Source organism: Salmonella sp. HY31 (assembly GCF_042604575.1).
Lineage (GTDB): Bacteria > Pseudomonadota > Gammaproteobacteria > Enterobacterales > Enterobacteriaceae > Salmonella > Salmonella diarizonae.
In genome coordinates this window covers 1,945,235-1,962,637 of sequence record NZ_CP170479.1, presented here as the reverse complement: position 1 = coordinate 1,962,637, position 17,403 = coordinate 1,945,235, and the positions used below count along the sequence as shown (strand labels likewise).

The window sequence follows — 17,403 nt, the reverse complement described above, 5'->3', positions numbered from 1 at the left end:
CCATCAGAATGCCGGTCATATGGCAACTCAATGAAATGACATGCTATGGAGTCCAGCCGAAAATGTTAATGCCGACAAGGCTCATAATGATTCTTTTAGCCGTACTATTCTCATTGCTAACAGGATGTGCAAGTTATAAAAACTCTGCGTGGGGAATATATCCGGCCTCTACAGATATTTGTCCATCAGGTACGACATCAACAGGAGGATGCAAAGAGTAATATCGCATATTTAATATACATTATCTTTTAAATGGCTGTCCGGACGATTTCGGACGGTAGGCTTTCTATTAATTTATAATGGACTATTTCCATGAAAAATAAAAAACACATTTTTTCAATTATCTTTATTAGTTCTCTTTTAACTGGTTGTGCTACAGGACCATCACCGACAGGGATTGGATTATATACGGATGTTAAAGGGCCTATTACGGCCACCAGTCTCCCGGCGACCAAAACCGGTAAAGCGTGTGCGCAAACGGTATTGGGTATTGTGAATACCGGGGATGCATCTATTGATTCAGCGAAAAAATCGGGGGATATTTCTTTAGTTTCGAGTGTTGATTATGAAACTACAGGCTCATATCCGTTTTATGGTAAAACCTGTGTTGTCGTAAGAGGACAATAACAACAGTAAGCCGGCGATGCCGCCGGCTTTTTATCCCATTTTACGTGCCGCTATCTATGCCCGTTCCTCGCGATTAAGAGCCCCGTTTTAAGGTTCTGTTAAGATTTTACGCATACCCTACAAGCGGTTGTTAATAAAGGATAATAATAATGGCACATTTCTCAAGACTGCAAATAACGCTCCACTGGTTAACATTGTTCCTGATAGGTATCGCTTATGCCGCCATCGAGTTACGGGGGTGGGCGCCAAAAGGCTCCAGCGTTTACCTGTTTATGAAAGACATGCACTATGATATGGGCGCTCTGGTCTGGGCGCTGATGTTTTTACGGTTATATCTTAAACACAAATACCCAACCCCGGTCATTACGCCTCCCCCTCCTCGCTGGCAGCATGTGGCCGCCCAATTAATGCATATCGCGCTTTATCTCACTTTTCTCGCTTTACCGCTGCTGGGCGTCGCGATGATGACGTTAGGCGGAAAAAACTGGAGCTTTTTTGGTTTTACTGTACCGGTATTTTTGACGCCAGATAGCACGCTAAAATCGGATATAAAGCGCATTCATGAAATGCTGGCCAATATCGGTTATTTCCTGATTGCAATGCATGCAGCAGCGGCATTGTTTCACCATTACATACAAAAAGACGATACATTTTCAAGAATGTTGCCCGGTAAATCGTAATTATTCGGCCATCTCGGCGTGACAGACCACGCCTGGCAAGGCGTTATTATTCCGGCGCTATCGGTCTCGACTTATAGCGCCTTACACAGTTTGTAATCGACAATATACGATATTTTTCCGGTTCCACGTGTAGGTGATATGTATGACTCCCCCCTCGCTAATAATAGCGGGATAAGAATACTCACCACGGTCACTTTCCAGGTCCAGTAACGGTAGCCATGATGTGCCATTATCATGGGAGGCAATAAGTGAAAGCGGATAACGCTTTCCCCAGTTGCCACTGACAGGATTTAAAGCAAGAATCAGCGTACCGTCCTGCATACTAACCAGATCGATACCACTATTATTATTCGGTAAAGATGTGGCGCGGGCAATAGACCAGCTAACGCCATAATCGATTGAATCACTGCGAAAAATTGCCCCACGTGTACTTCGTAACAACATATGAATATGCCCCGGAGAAGATTCCCACAGCGTAGGCTGAATAACGCCATCCCAGCGCAGGAGGTTTTCCAGACAACACTCCCACAGCATGCCCTTTTTTACACCATCCCACAACGCTACGTTTTTCCCGGAAATAGCGCCATAGGGTTCCAACGGCACAAAAGAGATATTCCAATGTTTTCCTTCGTCACAGGAGCGATCCACAAATGCTTCCCAACGTTCAGCATTTTCAATCGACCCTGGCGCAATCCAGGCGCCATTTGATGCCAGCAGGAGTTTATTTTTTACGGGACCTCGCGGCAGAATATCACCGTTGACCAACTCAGCTGGCGTACTCCAGGTAAATCCTCGATCGCTGGAGGTGATAAACCAGGTTTTCCACACGTGTACGTCGCTGCCTACTTTATAAAATAACCACAATTTATCCGACGGGTAAAATAACACCGGATTCCAGTGTGCTTCCCCCTCGCGTGCCGCCACTCGCTGCGGTTTTGTCCAGATATTATGTTCATAGCGAGATAACCAGATGGCTGTATCTTTGCTTCCTTCGCACAGCCCCGCGAACCATGCGGCCACGAGCGTACCGCACGGTAAGCGCGCAAGCGTAGAGGCATGGCACTGGAAAGGCTCGGTTTCGCTTTCAGGTATAATGACCTGCCGATTAACGAGCTCTAATTTCATATCTGCCTCTGATAAATGATGTAGAAAGACATCAGCTTTTTTCACGTATGACAGCAGTCATAGCAGAAATAGCATCAACAAAATTAAAACGATGCATCGTTATACGAAGTTACGTTCAGACACCGCACCATAACAGGCAGGATATAGAGAATGGACAAAAATTGGACTGACCTCGCGGATAATTCCAACCTACCGCCGTCCAATGGCGACGAGGTCAGTGGCACGGGATAATATAGAGGTCAGGGTTATAATATTTAGCGATCTGTGCCTACAAGCAAGGCGAAACCCTTTTTGCTACAGACAATGAAGACCCGTCTAAACGGGCCTTCATTAACGCGATTATGATTTGTGTTCAATCGCCTTTGGTTTGCTTTCTATGGCAATTTTTTTCGGTTTCTCGCTTTCAGGAATCTCCTGGTAAATCTCTACCAACAAGAGCCCCTGCTCCAGTTTCGCATTATTCACCTTAGCATGTTCAGGCAAAGAAAAACTCAACTGGAAATCCGACTTACGAATACCACGATAAATCCAGTGTGTCTGATCCTCTACAGTATCTTCAGTGTGTTTACCCGTAATATTCAGGTTGCTGCCAACCGTTTCAATTTCAAGCTCTTCCTCCTTCCAGCCAGGAACGCTCACGATAAGTAGATAGTTATTCGCATCGCGCTTTTTCAGATCGTAAGCTGGCGTCGCAGCGACTGGCGTATCTCCTGTTAATTGACTGAAAAGTCTATCAATACGGTTGAAACGGTCCGAGAAAAGAGAATCAGCAAACCCGGGAAGTGCTGACAAGGTACTGAGTGCCATCATTAACCTCCTGAATCACTATTCAAAAGTTCAACATCACGGCAAGCATTGCTTGTCCACTGACTACATAAGGACGGATAAACCATTTTCAAGCCTATAAAAGCATCTTTTTAGTTATGAATTTAAGCGGTTAACGAAAAATGCCCCTCCGTTCATCGTAATTTCTGACATCTTTTCATCTTTACAATTTTTTCACCATCGACACAATTGATAATGATTATCATTTGTATTGGTGTATGGAGGTTGGTTATGGCAGTGACCAACGCCCTTCTCCATTATCAGACCCAGCGCCGCCTTCGGGCGGCCTTTTGGGAGGAAATATGGTCGCCAAAAATAAAATTCACGGTCGGCGCATGTGTCAACCTCTACAACGGTTACACAAACATTGTTTTTTTCAGCAACTGGCGGTAAACCCAACCGGAACAAAATATGTTTCAGTCACTTCTGAAACAAAAACCTGGCTTATACATCTTGTGACTTCAGTGGATACGCGATAACTACTGTTCACGTGATACTAAGACTTTAATGAAATGGTATTCATGCATCTACCATTTGCGCCCGGCAACTCTTGGGCGCAACACCTGAAGATATGCTACCCGTTACCAACCGACAGGAGATTTAGTTATCGTCTCCGGCGTAAAAAACTTCGATATCTTTGTTAAACCATTTATCAATATTGTGCCACATCAGACAACCTGTCAGAAAACTTGCGATCAAAATCCCTCCTATAAGCCACTTTTTCACATATACTCCTGAATAATCCCTGTTGATTCCATTACCTGATCGATAATAAAAAGACCACCATTTGAAGAAATAGTTTCACTGATAGATTCTGTATGAAGCAAGATAGTGAACAGCACTGCTTTCTTCGGTTTCTATGCCATAGTATTGAGCAGCGGCGAAGATCGTTTTCCATCGTGTCATAATGATTTGCAGCCTATAGTTTATGATTTTAAGATTTATCTGCTCATCGCATATGTCAATGACGGATAAATTATAACTCGCTTTTCTGGCGCTACTTTTCGCCAGTAAACAGGAATACTACAGCATTAATGATATTGATGCTGTCTTATCTCCCGCTCTTCAGGGAATTAACTACAACAATATGAACAAAGGATACTAATGATGAAACGTAAATTGATCCCATTTACCCTCTTTCTTGCGGCGCTTAGCGTCAGTACCGCATCTATGGCAGCTTCGCAGGAAATTTCTAAATCTATATACACCTGTAATGATAACCAGGTGATGGAGGTGATTTACATCAACACCGAGGCTGGAAATGCCTATGCGATTATCAATCAGGTAAACGAGATGATCCCGATGCGGATAATGAAAATGGCCTCAGGAGCAAACTATGAAGCTATGGACAAAAATTATACATATAAGCTTTATACAAAAGGCAAAACGGCTGAACTGGTAGAAGGTGATGATAAACCTGTTCTCAGCAACTGTTCCTTAGCTAACTAATCTTTAGAAATGCCTGAAGTCTTGTTATCAGGCATTTCCTCTTCAACCTTTCCTGGACAGAATACGTGAATCACTACGGTGTTATCATGGCTAATTAATAGCCATTTTTAAAGAAAAGTTCGAACTATCTGAATTGTCGTTGTTTAGCGTCTAAATGTTTTGCTTTATTAGGTGGCATAGGTAGAATTCGCAGCGGCTGGTAACCATTCATATTCGCACTATCGAACGATCACCAGCCAACCGCGCCAGGGTCTTGCATACGCTCTGGCGCGGTTAAACCTTCAGACCGCGAACGGAACCATTTATTTCTGCTATTGATCATACCTTTCAAGCTAACCAGTATTATTCTGACCTGCCTGATGTAAAAAAGCCCACCCTACTGAACCGTAGAGGGTAAATTTTGTTTTATAAAAATAGCGGTGCCGGGTGCCTCCCGGTGAACCATACCACAGTCAATATGGTTCGCGAGGAACATTAACTATTTCGACTGGACGCCCCGCCGCAAAGGGGGATTCACCGCATAAGAAAAATCTACAACTCACCGGGAATAAAAGACAATAACATTTTTGTGCATTTTTTATAAATGACTATCTTGTCACGTAATAAATGAAATTATTCTGTAACAGAGTTGCAAGACATAACTTATTCAAAACTGAAGTGGTCAGTGGGAATCGAACCCACATCATCAGCCAGACACTGAGGTAATAACATTATACGACAACCACATTGGACCGCCACCGAGGTCTCGAACCTCGCACCATCAACTTAGGAGGTTGATGCTCTATCCAGCTGAGCTAGTGGCGGCTGGAGACTCCTGCCAGGAGCAAAAATGGTACTCTATTGGATATAAAATACATCCCTTGCTACTTTTCAGAAGTCTGTCAACGGCGGGTACAATATGCGAAGGGGATCACAAAATCTTGATGACATTGTGATTAATTCAGAGAAAATTTTTCAGGGTGAATCTTGTTAGATCTGTCGTTATTTACACCAGGCCTTCATGCTTACCACATACCTGAACTACCTTGATTCCTTGCAACAATCACCTACCTGCGCTCATGCTGTGGAATGTTATGTTCAGAGCGATATCACGAAACGAGAAGAGACAAGAAGATACTTGTTTACAGTAAAAAATCCTCTTTATTTTATTAACTGGCTGTGCGGAAGGCGAACCTTCCGCATAGATCATGCTTTTCAGAAACGGTATCCAACCCCAACGTTGAAGCCGTTTATTTTTGTAGAGGAAATATTGCTTCCTTCATACCCAACATCGATAACAATATTCTCCAGCGGATTCATCTGTACACCCGCGCCCCACGCAAAGCCCGTTTTCCTTGAGGATATTTTGGCAGAGTCCGTGTCACCACCCTGAGTGGAATGCTCTTTTAACGTCGCCTTCATTGTACCGACACCTGCCAGCGCGTATAACGAGAAATTGTCGGTCAATCGATAAGCCGGCCCAACCATTAAAGAGCCGTACTTCACCTCAAACTTGTCATGGTAATGAATGCCTTCGGGCTCAATAGAGCCGGAAGCCTGGCTATCTCCATATAAATAACTTAGCGAAGTAATGAAACTTACCGGAGAGTCATCCTCATAGCGGTATTTCATATTTACCCCACGGATATTTTTGAAATCCTGAACTTTACTTTGTGCATATCCCACGGAAAACGCGTTAGTATCGGCCTGTGCAACATTTACAACCAAAACGCTTGTAGTAATAACTAAAGTGGAAAAAATAAGCTTTTTCATAACAACTCCTTAATACTACTTCTTATTTACGGTGCGTTTAAACACCCGCAGTACCGATCCGACATTCAGTTATCGCCACTATGCCGAACCGACAAAACCAGGAATAATTCACCGCTATCGCTCCCGATGCGTTTACTTCTTAAAAGACATTTTTACTAACGAGAACCCGTACCGTCTATTAAGGAAACCCGTTCTCCAAGGTCATCTTTTTTTTATAGATTTACATTCTAATCTTTCTCACACACACTAATTTAAGAGGTCCCATGAAACGTCTGGCCATTACAGAAAAACCAACCACTAACATAACCCATTGATATGCAAACATAAACACCCACACCACTCGCATACCGAAATATCTGACGCCGACCAGCTAAAAACATGTCCAGTAAGCAAACTCTCCATATAACCATAACATATTGCATTGTGCTTCACAGTCCTCACTTGACTCTCCAGACGAAATACAGTTATATGCCATCGCTGGCGCTGCGACCATATTCACTTGCCAGAAAAAACTTCACGATACGCTTCATTGCCTCTCCGATGTAATTTTTAATATATCTATCAATTACAACATTTCTTGTCATAAGAATAGAATCAACACCACAATTCCAACATAAATATCGCCCGTGTTGAGAGAGAGTTTACATTCTATAAAAATAATAACGGATGCAAATATTGATTGTTCAATAAAATATTCCACCCCTACAATAAAGCACATTAATATTAAAAACGATTAACTCTTCGTTTAATAAAAGATGGTAGTTATGTTCCATAATACAGTATATAAAATACATAAGTCATTGCATATAACAGGAGGTGTTATGAAACATCATGCTTTTATGCTTTGGTCATTGATTATTTTTTCATTGCCTGTTTTGGCCCATTCATACCGTTCCGTCAGTTTACAACAGGCATCATGGGAAATTTTTATCTACGATTTTGGTAGTAAGACCCCGCAACCACCTGCAAATACCGATAAAAAGCAAACCAGGAAAATCAGTTCACCGTCCTGCTCTACTACAAAACCCATGATGCCCACGCCAATTAACGGATCTAAAAAAGAGAATACTTTCTCCAGAAAGTAATGCCATTATTTGCGATGGTGTCAATAGACTACTTTTAGCCGTCCAGAAATCTTTATTGCTATTAAATATAGCTGGTATTATTTTTCCTGACGTGTATAGTGCGCCTCGTTATCCCCTTTAAGGAATTTGTTTGTCTCGTAAAATGACAGGAATTGTCAAAACTTTTGATTGTAAGAGCGGTAAAGGTCTCATCACCCCCTCCGATGGCCGTAAAGATGTTCAGGTCCACATTTCAGCATGTAACCAACACGAAGCAGAAGCGCTTATCCCAGGTATACGCGTTGAGTTCTGTCGTATTAATGGCCTCCGTGGACCTACTGCCGCCAACGTTTATCTTTCATAATTCATAATTCTGCATTTTTTCAGAAAAAGTGAATAAGGTCGTTATGGCCCGGGCGTTCGGCTGTTTATTTAAGGTGTCTGGCTGATAGTGCTAATCGTTCATATTATACGTTAGAAATTAATGAACTACCTTTACTTTTGCCTGATCATAAGCACATACATATAGCTCCGTAGTCTGGAATGAAATTTTGCTTAAAAATACCGCAGGATATCGTCATTGACAAAAATCTAAAGGGTTTATTTTATCAGTGATATCCCACCCCCTCTTTTATCGCATATCGGATGTCAGCAAATCCTCTCGCGTTGTTTAACGCAGAGAAATGTACAACCGTTTTCCGCTGTGATAACATTTAATATTACAACAGTATCCAATGCTATATACCTATCGTCGTCTGAGTTGCTTCCTGGTTGACTGCGTGCAATTAACCGAATTATTTATGTAAGTCTATCAGAATTCTCTCTATTGCCACCTCGACACCAGGTGATATCCAGTGGGTATAAACCACTTAATATAGTTATAACACTATTTATTTTTAGGGTAATAATTGAATGGCATTACTTTCAGGAAAAACCACTCTGGTTCTCTGCCTCTCCTCTATTTTATGTGGGTGTACGACTAACGGCTTACCCGCCCCTTATAGTATTAATTTATCGTTCCCGGTCATTACACAAAACCAGATTAATTCCGGCGGTTATTACATAAATGATGCGGAACAGATTCGGACAACAGATGGTTTGTGCCTTGATGCTGGCTCAGAGCAACAGAATCATTTGACGCTGCAGGAGTGTAAACATGTGCAATCTCAGCTTTTCTCATTTCACCGCGACAAAATCACGCATGGTGAGAAATGCCTGGATGCTGCGGGACAGGGTACGAAAGAAGGCACGCCAGTCATTCTTTATTCATGCACGGGTAATGATAACCAGCGCTGGTTCACAGATGATAACAACATTAAGGGGAAACAGAGCCGAAAATGCCTGGGCACGAATAGCATTATTGTCAGAAAAGGCGACCCGGTTGTATTGGCCGATTGCGATTTCAGCCGCGCCCTGGAATTTACCATCAGGTAGCAGGTACCTACAGGATACCTCCGTGAAAACAGAGCGGCTAACGTCATAGCACAGCAACAGGTTGGCAGCTTTCACTTTTATGTTCTGTTAATTTAATTTGATGTCCGCACCGTTAACCACCATCAGGATGACAAAACGGTGGCCAGACCTTGACACTGGTTATATACCCAGTTTAAATACTGTTTATCTAACCAGTAAAAAGGAAATGGCGATGTTCGTCGAACTCGTTTATGACAAGCGAAACGTTGAAGGCCTGCCGGGGGCACGAGAAATTATCCTTAATGAACTCACAAAGCGCGTACACCGGCTCTTTCCCGCGGCACAAGTGAAAGTTAAACCAATGCAGGCAAACGCATTAAACAGTGACTGTACAAAAACCGAGAAAGAACGGCTGAACCGTATGCTGGAAGAGATGTTTGAAGAGGCCGATATGTGGCTGGTTGCAGAATAACTATTTTTCGCCCCCTGCGAAAGTACAGTATGTCCGGGAAAAAACAGCGCCCTAAGGCGCTGTTTGTGAGGATATAACGCAAACGCCGCCACTCAGAACATATAGCGGAAGTTAGCGTTTATGGCATGATCAACATTATATTTGCCAAATGCCGACTGCTCCAGTTCCAGACCAAAACGGACATTGTCCTTCACCTGCGCATTCAACCCCACGTTGTACAGCATTCTGCTGTCCTTTTTACCGGTAAAACGTTTCTCTCCGGATGCATCGCGTAGCGCCGTCTCGCCATTGGCCACCAGGTCAAACTGATAATCCACGCCAGTACGGGCCGTAACGCTCCAGTCCTTTCCACTGAACGTTTTCCCCAGAGCCACGCCTGTACGCCCTATCAGCGGATTATAGGTCTTGCTACGCATCGACACATCCATGCCGTTATCATTCCATTTCAGCGTCGTTCCGGACACGGTTCCGTATACCAGTTCCGCCTGTGGCTCAATGTACAAACTTTCTGTCAGGTGGTAGCGATATCCGCCCTCCAGACCGGCATACCATGAGTGTGTACCGTAATTCCGTTTGCCCAGACCAGCAAATCCGGCATTATAGTCATTATCATGGTGGATATACTTACCGATAACGTCCATATATATCCCCGAATCAAACATCACAGATGCGTACAACCCACCGCCGAGCGAATGCGTGTCGCCGCTATAGGCCCGACCGCTGGCGCTGCTATCGGTATAACTCATCAGGACACCGGTGAATAAGTCAGCCTCTGACAATCGGTGTTTTTTATCAAACCCCGTTTGCAAATGGGTGTAGCGATCAGAATATCCGGCGTCACCGGTTCCGGCGCCGTTCATGATACGTACCCACATCCCATCCTCGCCCTGAGTATCACGCAGATCCCCCATACGCTTATTCAGATTATTCACTTCGGTCATGAAGTTTTTATATCCCATGCCCATAAAGCTGTTGGCCGACGTGGCTGACCCTTTGTCCGGCGCGGATTTAAACCCGTCCAGTACCCACTGTATTTTGCCATCCTGCTCTGTTGTGTGCAGGGTCGGCGTCACCAGACTAAAACCGGTCACCCGCTCTGCGGCCTTAAACATCGCTGGATTTGTCCCCGCCGGGGCGCTGACCAGTGGAATATTCAGGGATTCTTGCCCGGACGGTTTTTTCAGGAAGTTCACAAACAGGGTGTTGTCCCGACCCTCTGCTTTCTGGTTCACTACAATCTTGTCACTGTCCTTCAGGTCCGTTCTGAGTGCAAAAGCAGACTGGCTGGCCTGTAATGTGTCGGTAGTCAGAGTGTGAAATCCGCGCCCGGTAAAGCCGGCCAGCGACCGGGTCATACTCAGTGCCCCTATACGAGAATCACCAGGCATCTGCCACTGCGTATCCGTCATCGCCATTCGCCCTTGCGGGGCGCTGACATTACCCGAATAAACATTACGAAAGCCATTGAACAGACTGTACATCATCTGCTCTTCCAGGGGCAGATTATCCGCCAGGGCGACATTTTCACTACTGCCAATGGTAATACCTGCATCACCCTCTGCCCGGATATCGCCGGTAACAAAGGTGTAAGGAGAGAACTGTAGTTCACTCGCGGCGCCCAACTGATAACCCGCGCCATAATTGGTGGAATAAAACGCCGGACTCATCTGTCCGGATTGGCTACCTGCAGGCGCGCCTGCCAGACTCAGCGTAGCGGCTGGTCCGACAATAACGTCTGAATCACTCCACCACCCCCCGGTGGCGGTCAATCGAGCCCCCTCCTGAAGAGTCAGTGACGTGTTGCCGAACCGGCTGTAATCATCCAGCTTCGCATGACGCGAGGAAACGGTGACGACGCTATCCTGACTTTGGATACTGCCAGTGAAAATTTCACGTACGTCCAGAGTTGACTGCTTGCTAAGCGTCACTTTCCCGACATAGCGGCTCATGTCCGCCTCCTGTCCGGCAACCGAGGTTCCCTTTTGTGGCGTCACTTTTGTGCCATTCCCGTCATTCAGGTCGATATACAAATTTGGCGTACCCAACGTCACGGACGAATGAACAGCCTCAATATCCCCATTCAGCGACGCGTTTCTGGCCAGGCCGAAATCGGTATTGTTCAGCAACAGCGTTTTCAGACGAAATGTCCGGTTCTCCCAGTCAGGCTGATCAAAAGACGTGGGTTGATTTCTGACAGAATCATCACCAAGGGATTTTAGTTTATCAGTCAACCATTTACCGTTATAAGCATGGATAACTGGATGGCCCTGGAACGTCAGTTGACCACCAGATTGCATCAACTTGCCATCTGGCGTATCTATATTGCCGTCAAAAATAAGGCCGCCGTTACTGTGAGAGGTATCAATATTAAGATGAATATTGCCAGTGATATTACCGTGATAAATTCGATCATCGACAGGACGCCGTGATTTTACCCGCTCAACGGCCTGCGTCTCATTGTGTCCAACATACTCCCAACTGTCGTTGTCTGACTGATTGACAGGATAATATCCATATCCTTTTTTCTTCTGGATAAAATAATCCACTGTATGGGCGTAAGGGTTATTATATTTATACAATAACCCGGCAGCACCGCCGGAAGATTTATTTTTATCCCAGTCATTAATAGTCACCGTCATGTCCGTGAGGGGCTTAATTGAAACTGTGGCAAAGGTATCGCTGGTATTAATGATGTCCGCACCATTATCCGCGGCGTTAACTTTATGAAAAGTGACGTCATTGCCATTGACATCAAGCCGGCCTCCCCTGAAGCCCCAGCTAATGTTATCAGGATTCACCTGTCGGCTGTCGGTAAGAACCACCGTGGGTCGGCCACTGGCGATATTCACCGAACTGAAGGCCTGAACATTTCCGTCCTCATCCGGACGCTGAGCCAGAATAACTGTACCATCCCCAACCTTCAATCCGCCCGGGTTAATACCAGTACCATTGACCTTTAGCACGCCCTCGCCGACCTTATGCAAGTTGTCGCCCTGAACCCCGTTCACCTGCCAGTTCACCTCTGCATCCCGGGTAATATCCAGACCTGCGCCCTTCCAGGTGGAACCGTTCGTGGTGAATACCGTATAATTATGGTTAAAGGACAGCGCCCCCGCGCCCTGGTTAACCGTGTCTTCCAGTACAATCTGACCGTCAACACCATTGAATACCAGATTTTTACCCGCATTCAGGTTGGCGCCTTTCTGGCCATGCATCTGATAGACAGTCTCTTGCTGGGTAAGCGTTCCTGTACCATCTGTCGAGTCAAACGCCCAGCGCAAGGGGCCTTGTCCGGCCATAAAAGTTACTGGCGCATCGGTATCGTCCTGAATGGCCTGATTTACAAAATTCGCATCAACCACTGCCCAGTTAGTGCCGCCGCCGCCGCCGGAACTATCCACCCCGACAATGACCCACTTTTGTAAAACAGAATCATAGGCGAATAAAGGTGAACCACTATCACCACTGCGTGGGTGTGTTCCCATCGGCCCCTGCGCCAGGCTATACAACTGGTTATTGGTATTGGTACTGATCATCTTGCCCTGATCATAAGACCCCAGTGAGCCCGCCGTTCCGCCGGTCAGATAACTGTATGCGCCGGAAATTGAGGTGATATGGCCATTTGTATCTCTAATTTCCTGGGTTCCGGACCCTACCCGGTAAAATGCGGGATAACGATTTTTATCACTATAAGCGCCAGACACCATCCCCGACTGTGTCATCAAAGAAGGCTCGACTTCTGTGACTAATTTATTTAAACGTGGGGCATGAAAATCTCGTCCAGGCTGATTATTCCTGTCAACAAGACGATACCCATTCTCGCCATCACCAAAACTGACACTCTGATAGCCGCCATTATGTTTTACGCTCACGATATACTGTGGCGAAACAAGTGTGGCAACCGCTGACTGATGATTGGCACTGCTGAAATCGGGCATTGGAACATTATTCAAATAGCCAATAACCGCGCCTGTTTTGCTGTAAATAGGGATATTCATACTGCCTGGCGTAAATTGCCCTTTATTCTCCGCAAAATCTCTTATTGTCTGGTAGGGGATATCATACCTGACGACTGAGGCCAGCGATGTAATTGAATATCCTAAAAAAAGGGTGTTAATAATAACTGATGGAATAAATTTTTTTATCAGACCTGTGCGAGAAGATTTTTTTACATGAGTTGCCAGTTCTGAAACAGGCACAAGAGCACCTTGTCTGACACTATACTTCAGAGCGTATATTTTATTCATGGATAATCCCTGTATATTTTATTATACAATACGAGTTGGATGTCAGTCCTGACATTAGAAAACGTACCAGCTATAAAAATGATTGGCAATAGAATACCATAAATGAAAAATATTTTTTTACATTCGTAAGTTTTTACTTTCGAAAATATATCACACACTACCAAAAATGGTAGTAAATAGAGTTTGCATTAAAGCACTCGATTTACCACATCGCCACAGACAAAAAAATCTCATAAAATAAAATCACCGAAATACTGTTTCATCAAAAAACACATACCTGGAAGATAATATAGTTCTGGTTTTCCGATCCCAGTACATATTTCATAAATCGCCACAGTACCAGCCCCAATAACGACCTGATGCTCTTCGTTTTTGGCAAGCCACTCGGCCAGGACACGCGAGTGCCGATGGACATAATGTAAAAGAAGAGAATAATAAACGGTGGCAGACTTCCTCAGCAGGAGGCGCTATGCGAAGTATCGGGGCCGCCATTCATTTGCGCTCACCGGCAAGTAATAGCGTCTCCCCGACTTCAGCCGAATGAAGAAACGTCGCCGTCGGACAGGCTGAAGTACTTTTTGAGGCTGAAAACACTGGCATCTCCGGGACAGCAGGATAACCTCACCGCAGACGAATGCCCGGAACCGGTGAAACCATCTGCACGATTGCCTCCGGTAAAAGCAGCACCCCTTCCCCTGTCACACTTTCATTGAGCGACCAGGAATAGTATTCGACACAACCTCCGGAAAGTGCTGGCGTGACCCGACGAGTTTGATTACGGGCCAGATTATCGGTATTTTGAGTCAAGTGAAGTGCTACGCTCAGTGCAGGTTAAGGAACCTTCTACTTTATTCACCCCCACCCCAGAATAAGAGTAAAAGAGATATTTCCTTGCCATAGCGATATAATGACTCCGTTGATAAAGAATTTACTTCTCATTATAAGCAATGGCCCACATTAGTTTATCAAGCAGCAATTTCTCATACAACGCACACCAATAGCACAAATATATAAAAACGTTGTTCTGAATAAATTTTATGGCTTGTATATTTGATAGCGCTAACCTTTAGCCATCACATAATATTACTTTTAAATATTTTCAATCAATTTCTAGAAACTATTCTTAGCGTTACTAAAACTTATCATCTTGTTGCAATATAATTTACATATAAATATAGAAAACATTAAAGCCATCCGGTATTTTCATCTATTTTTTCACAAAAAAAAGCATTTATCACAATATATAACCCCATGCTTACACATTAATAACAATAAATCAACCACTTATAAATCCTTGATATCTGGTTAGATAGGTTTACGTTGTATTTTTCATTATTGTTCATGAGGTATTCGGTATGTCTGCAAAAACAATTGTGATCACTGGAGCACTTTCTGGTATTGGCGAGGAATGTAGCTACCAGTTTGCATATGAAAAATATAACCTTATTTTTTCAGGACTAGATATTAAACAAGGTGAGGCATTGCAAACAAAACTGCGGAAAGTCCACCCTCAGTGCCATTTTATCATGGCGGATGTAACTGACGAAAAGCAGGTTATAAATCTGATAAAGTTCACCATAAAAATATATGGAAGAGTTGATGTAGTGATCAACAGCGCAGGAACAGAAGGCCATCCCTCAACGCACGAAAACACCACTGTTGATGATTTTCATCATGTATTTAATACTAATGTACTTGGAACTCAGCTTGTAATGAAACATGCCTTACCCATTATGTGTAAACAGTGCTTTGGTAGTCTGATAAATATCTCCTCACGAGCCGGGCAAGCAGGTGTTTCCGGAGGGGGTATTTATGCTGCCAGTAAACATGCTGTTAACGGACTAACCCGCTCTGCGGCATTAGAGGTTGCAGCTAAAGGCGTTAGAGTAAATGCTATTGCACCGGGCCCTGTAGATACAGATTTATTCGATCGCTTTGTTGGGCGCGACAAGGTGAAAAAGGCAGCCTTTCTCAACAGGATGCCTTCCGGAGAAATCATAACTACAAAAGAAATTGCTGGTATAGCGTTATTTTTGGCTTCTGATACTGCCCGCTCTATCATAGGTCAGATAATTACTGTAGATGGCGGCTATTCAGTTGGAATATAAAAAACTTCCGCTTCTCACTAAGGATTAAAAATTAGTTTTTATACAACCTGCACATCTGATCATTTTTAGTTTAAAATTCGCATAACCCATGAAGTATACAGATTACAACTCAGTACTATAAAACGATTCAGATAAAACAAAGCCAAAACAAAACGCATTCCGATGAAATTATATATCAAGGCATCCATATCATCAGGGATACATCTATCCTTATCATCACCTTCAAAAGTCCTTAATTCTCCTGACGATGGGAATAAGTTACTCACTTAATGCTCCGAAACGACGGCAAGGCTCTGGATCACTACGACATATTGTTATAGTATAACAAAGCTTCATGCTAATCCTGATGGAGAAACTGACATATGAAAAGCAAGCGCATCGGTAAAGCCGTTTTTCTTTTAGCTCTCCTAACCTCAACGTGTTTTGCTGCTGGTAAGAACGTAAATGTCGAGTTCAATAAAGGACATTATAGTGCCCAATACTCAGGAATAATAAAGGGATACGATTACGATACCTATAAGTTTCAGGCCAAAAAAGGACAACAGCTCCATGTCAGTATTTCGAATGAAGGCGCAGATACTTACCTGTTCGGGCCCGGGATAAGCGACTCAGTTGATCTTTCCAGATACTCACCAGCACTTAGTGATAGCGGACAGTACACGCTCCCCGCATCCGGTCACTATGAACTGAGAATACTTCAAACGCGCAATGATGCCCGTAAAAACAAAGCTAAAAAATACAGGGTCAGTATTCAGATAAAGTAGACATGAATCCAGCGGCGTCACTCCCGTCATAACCTGGCTCCGACCGGGTATACCGATGACAATTGTGCAAAATTAAGCGGAGAAGATCATCAAATGAAAATCAGAAAAATATTCGCCATATCATTGGCTGCCTCATCGTTTAGTTGCCTGGCGTTCAAAGCGCCGCCCAACGTGACATCCACGACTCCTGATAAAGTTAACGCTCTCGAAAGTAAGATTCTGGGCAGCTTTTACAGTCAGCATGGCACTCTACCGCAGGTAACTATCCTTGGGACGTGTGACGCCTCCCCCGTTCCTGGTTGCTCATGCCCATTCTGCACAATGCTCCGTAGCCATATACGATAATGAGCTATGTGCCTGAACTGACATTCCCGGTAATACAGGAATACCCAGCCCCTTGAGCCGGGCCCCTCGTATGCTGGCCTCAATCAAATGATAAAAATTATCATTTCCAATCATAAAAGAATTGTATATAATCCCCTTCCGTTACAAACGGACAGACTAAAAATGACTCGATTGACATTATTACCATGGAGGTAATTTATGATTAAGACTGTATCCGCTTTTGCGCTGGTACTTCTCCTCTCAGGTTGCGCTCAACAAACATTTAAAATGAGTTCTGAACCCGTTGCCTCACCCAAAAAGGTTATCACCCATCATTTCTTTATTTCAGGACTGGGGCAGAAAAAAACCGTTGATGCCGCTGCAATCTGCGGTGGCGCAGATAAAGTGATGCGTACGGAAACCCAGCAAACCTTTGTGAACGGCCTATTAGGTTTTGTCACTCTTGGAATTTACACGCCCCTTGAAGCCCGAGTGTATTGTTCAAATTAACCTTGTAGCCCGTGCTGGCGGGCTACTGAAGAAAAAACAAAAG

At 44.1% G+C, this 17,403-nt stretch carries 17 protein-coding genes and 1 tRNA gene; 11 read left to right on the top strand and 7 right to left on the bottom strand.

Annotation, left to right across the window (positions count from 1 at the left end; genetic code table 11):
- Positions 1 to 312 precede the first annotated feature (312 nt).
- Both ACE15A_RS09180 and ACE15A_RS09175 read left to right on the top strand, forming a co-directional pair.
- Positions 313 to 627: a TRL-like family protein gene (locus ACE15A_RS09180; protein ID WP_023247960.1), complete on the top strand. Its 315-nt coding sequence runs from the start codon at positions 313 to 315 to the stop codon at positions 625 to 627.
- A gap of 149 nt (positions 628 to 776) precedes the next feature.
- Positions 777 to 1,307 carry a cytochrome b gene (locus tag ACE15A_RS09175; RefSeq protein WP_023247959.1) on the top strand — a complete coding sequence of 177 codons (531 nt, stop codon included), beginning with the start codon at positions 777 to 779 and terminating at the stop codon, positions 1,305 to 1,307.
- An 81-nt stretch (positions 1,308 to 1,388) separates the two neighbouring features.
- Here the strand turns inward: ACE15A_RS09175 and ACE15A_RS09170 are convergent, their stop codons facing one another.
- Both ACE15A_RS09170 and ACE15A_RS09165 read right to left on the bottom strand, forming a co-directional pair.
- Entirely contained in the window at positions 1,389 to 2,432 is a 1,044-nt protein-coding gene (locus tag ACE15A_RS09170; protein WP_053509468.1) for an exo-alpha-sialidase, read from the bottom strand.
- 339 nt (positions 2,433 to 2,771) lie between these two features.
- A complete protein-coding gene (locus ACE15A_RS09165; protein WP_044136293.1) occupies positions 2,772 to 3,239 on the bottom strand; it encodes an Hsp20 family protein in 468 nt (155 codons plus the stop codon).
- Between the two features lie 249 nt (positions 3,240 to 3,488).
- On the opposite strand from ACE15A_RS09165, the gene ACE15A_RS09160 reads away from it, so the two are divergent.
- Positions 3,489 to 3,650 (top strand): hypothetical protein, encoded by a 162-nt coding sequence (locus ACE15A_RS09160; protein ID WP_154707552.1) that lies wholly within the window; start codon positions 3,489 to 3,491, stop codon positions 3,648 to 3,650.
- Between the two features lie 207 nt (positions 3,651 to 3,857).
- On the opposite strand, the gene ACE15A_RS09155 is transcribed toward ACE15A_RS09160, so the two are convergent.
- A complete protein-coding gene (locus ACE15A_RS09155) occupies positions 3,858 to 3,983 on the bottom strand; it encodes a lipoprotein (protein ID WP_000758947.1) in 126 nt (41 codons plus the stop codon).
- A gap of 378 nt (positions 3,984 to 4,361) precedes the next feature.
- On the opposite strand from ACE15A_RS09155, the gene ACE15A_RS09150 reads away from it, so the two are divergent.
- A complete protein-coding gene (locus ACE15A_RS09150) occupies positions 4,362 to 4,706 on the top strand; it encodes a c-type lysozyme inhibitor (RefSeq protein WP_023247956.1) in 345 nt (114 codons plus the stop codon).
- 727 nt (positions 4,707 to 5,433) lie between these two features.
- Here the strand turns inward: ACE15A_RS09150 and ACE15A_RS09145 are convergent.
- Positions 5,434 to 5,510 (bottom strand) — tRNA-Arg (locus tag ACE15A_RS09145).
- A gap of 390 nt (positions 5,511 to 5,900) precedes the next feature.
- On the bottom strand, positions 5,901 to 6,458 hold the full coding sequence (locus ACE15A_RS09140) for an Ail/Lom family outer membrane beta-barrel protein (RefSeq protein ID WP_023247955.1): 558 nt from the start codon (positions 6,456 to 6,458) through the stop codon (positions 5,901 to 5,903).
- 821 nt (positions 6,459 to 7,279) lie between these two features.
- On the opposite strand from ACE15A_RS09140, the gene pagD reads away from it, so the two are divergent.
- The 4 genes from pagD to msgA all read left to right on the top strand — a co-directional run bounded on the left by pagD (position 7,280) and on the right by msgA (position 9,407).
- Entirely contained in the window at positions 7,280 to 7,543 is a 264-nt protein-coding gene (gene pagD, locus ACE15A_RS09135; protein WP_380913452.1) for a virulence protein PagD, read from the top strand.
- A 130-nt stretch (positions 7,544 to 7,673) separates the two neighbouring features.
- The gene (gene cspH / locus ACE15A_RS09130; RefSeq protein WP_023247953.1) at positions 7,674 to 7,886 is read left to right on the top strand and encodes a cold shock-like protein CspH; all 213 of its coding nucleotides are present in this window, start codon (positions 7,674 to 7,676) and stop codon (positions 7,884 to 7,886) included.
- 548 nt (positions 7,887 to 8,434) lie between these two features.
- Entirely contained in the window at positions 8,435 to 8,956 is a 522-nt protein-coding gene (locus ACE15A_RS09125; protein ID WP_023247952.1) for a ricin-type beta-trefoil lectin domain protein, read from the top strand.
- Between the two features lie 211 nt (positions 8,957 to 9,167).
- Positions 9,168 to 9,407, top strand: a complete 240-nt coding sequence (gene msgA, locus ACE15A_RS09120) for a virulence protein MsgA (RefSeq protein ID WP_023247951.1) — start codon at positions 9,168 to 9,170, stop codon at positions 9,405 to 9,407.
- A gap of 92 nt (positions 9,408 to 9,499) precedes the next feature.
- Here the strand turns inward: msgA and ACE15A_RS09115 are convergent, their stop codons facing one another.
- Both ACE15A_RS09115 and ACE15A_RS09110 read right to left on the bottom strand, forming a co-directional pair.
- A complete protein-coding gene (locus ACE15A_RS09115; protein WP_064055912.1) occupies positions 9,500 to 13,654 on the bottom strand; it encodes a S6 family peptidase in 4,155 nt (1,384 codons plus the stop codon).
- Between the two features lie 621 nt (positions 13,655 to 14,275).
- A complete protein-coding gene (locus ACE15A_RS09110) occupies positions 14,276 to 14,461 on the bottom strand; it encodes a hypothetical protein (RefSeq protein ID WP_129382406.1) in 186 nt (61 codons plus the stop codon).
- A 548-nt stretch (positions 14,462 to 15,009) separates the two neighbouring features.
- Here ACE15A_RS09110 and ACE15A_RS09105 point away from each other — a divergent pair.
- The 3 genes from ACE15A_RS09105 (at position 15,010) to ACE15A_RS09095 (ending at position 17,360) form a co-directional block, all read left to right on the top strand.
- Complete coding sequence (locus ACE15A_RS09105) at positions 15,010 to 15,762, top strand: SDR family NAD(P)-dependent oxidoreductase (protein ID WP_023247949.1); 753 nt, start codon at positions 15,010 to 15,012, stop codon at positions 15,760 to 15,762.
- 362 nt (positions 15,763 to 16,124) lie between these two features.
- Entirely contained in the window at positions 16,125 to 16,526 is a 402-nt protein-coding gene (gene pliG, locus ACE15A_RS09100; protein ID WP_023247948.1) for a g-type lysoyme inhibitor PliG, read from the top strand.
- A gap of 543 nt (positions 16,527 to 17,069) precedes the next feature.
- A complete protein-coding gene (locus ACE15A_RS09095) occupies positions 17,070 to 17,360 on the top strand; it encodes a Bor family protein (protein ID WP_023247946.1) in 291 nt (96 codons plus the stop codon).
- Positions 17,361 to 17,403: the final 43 nt, after the last annotated feature.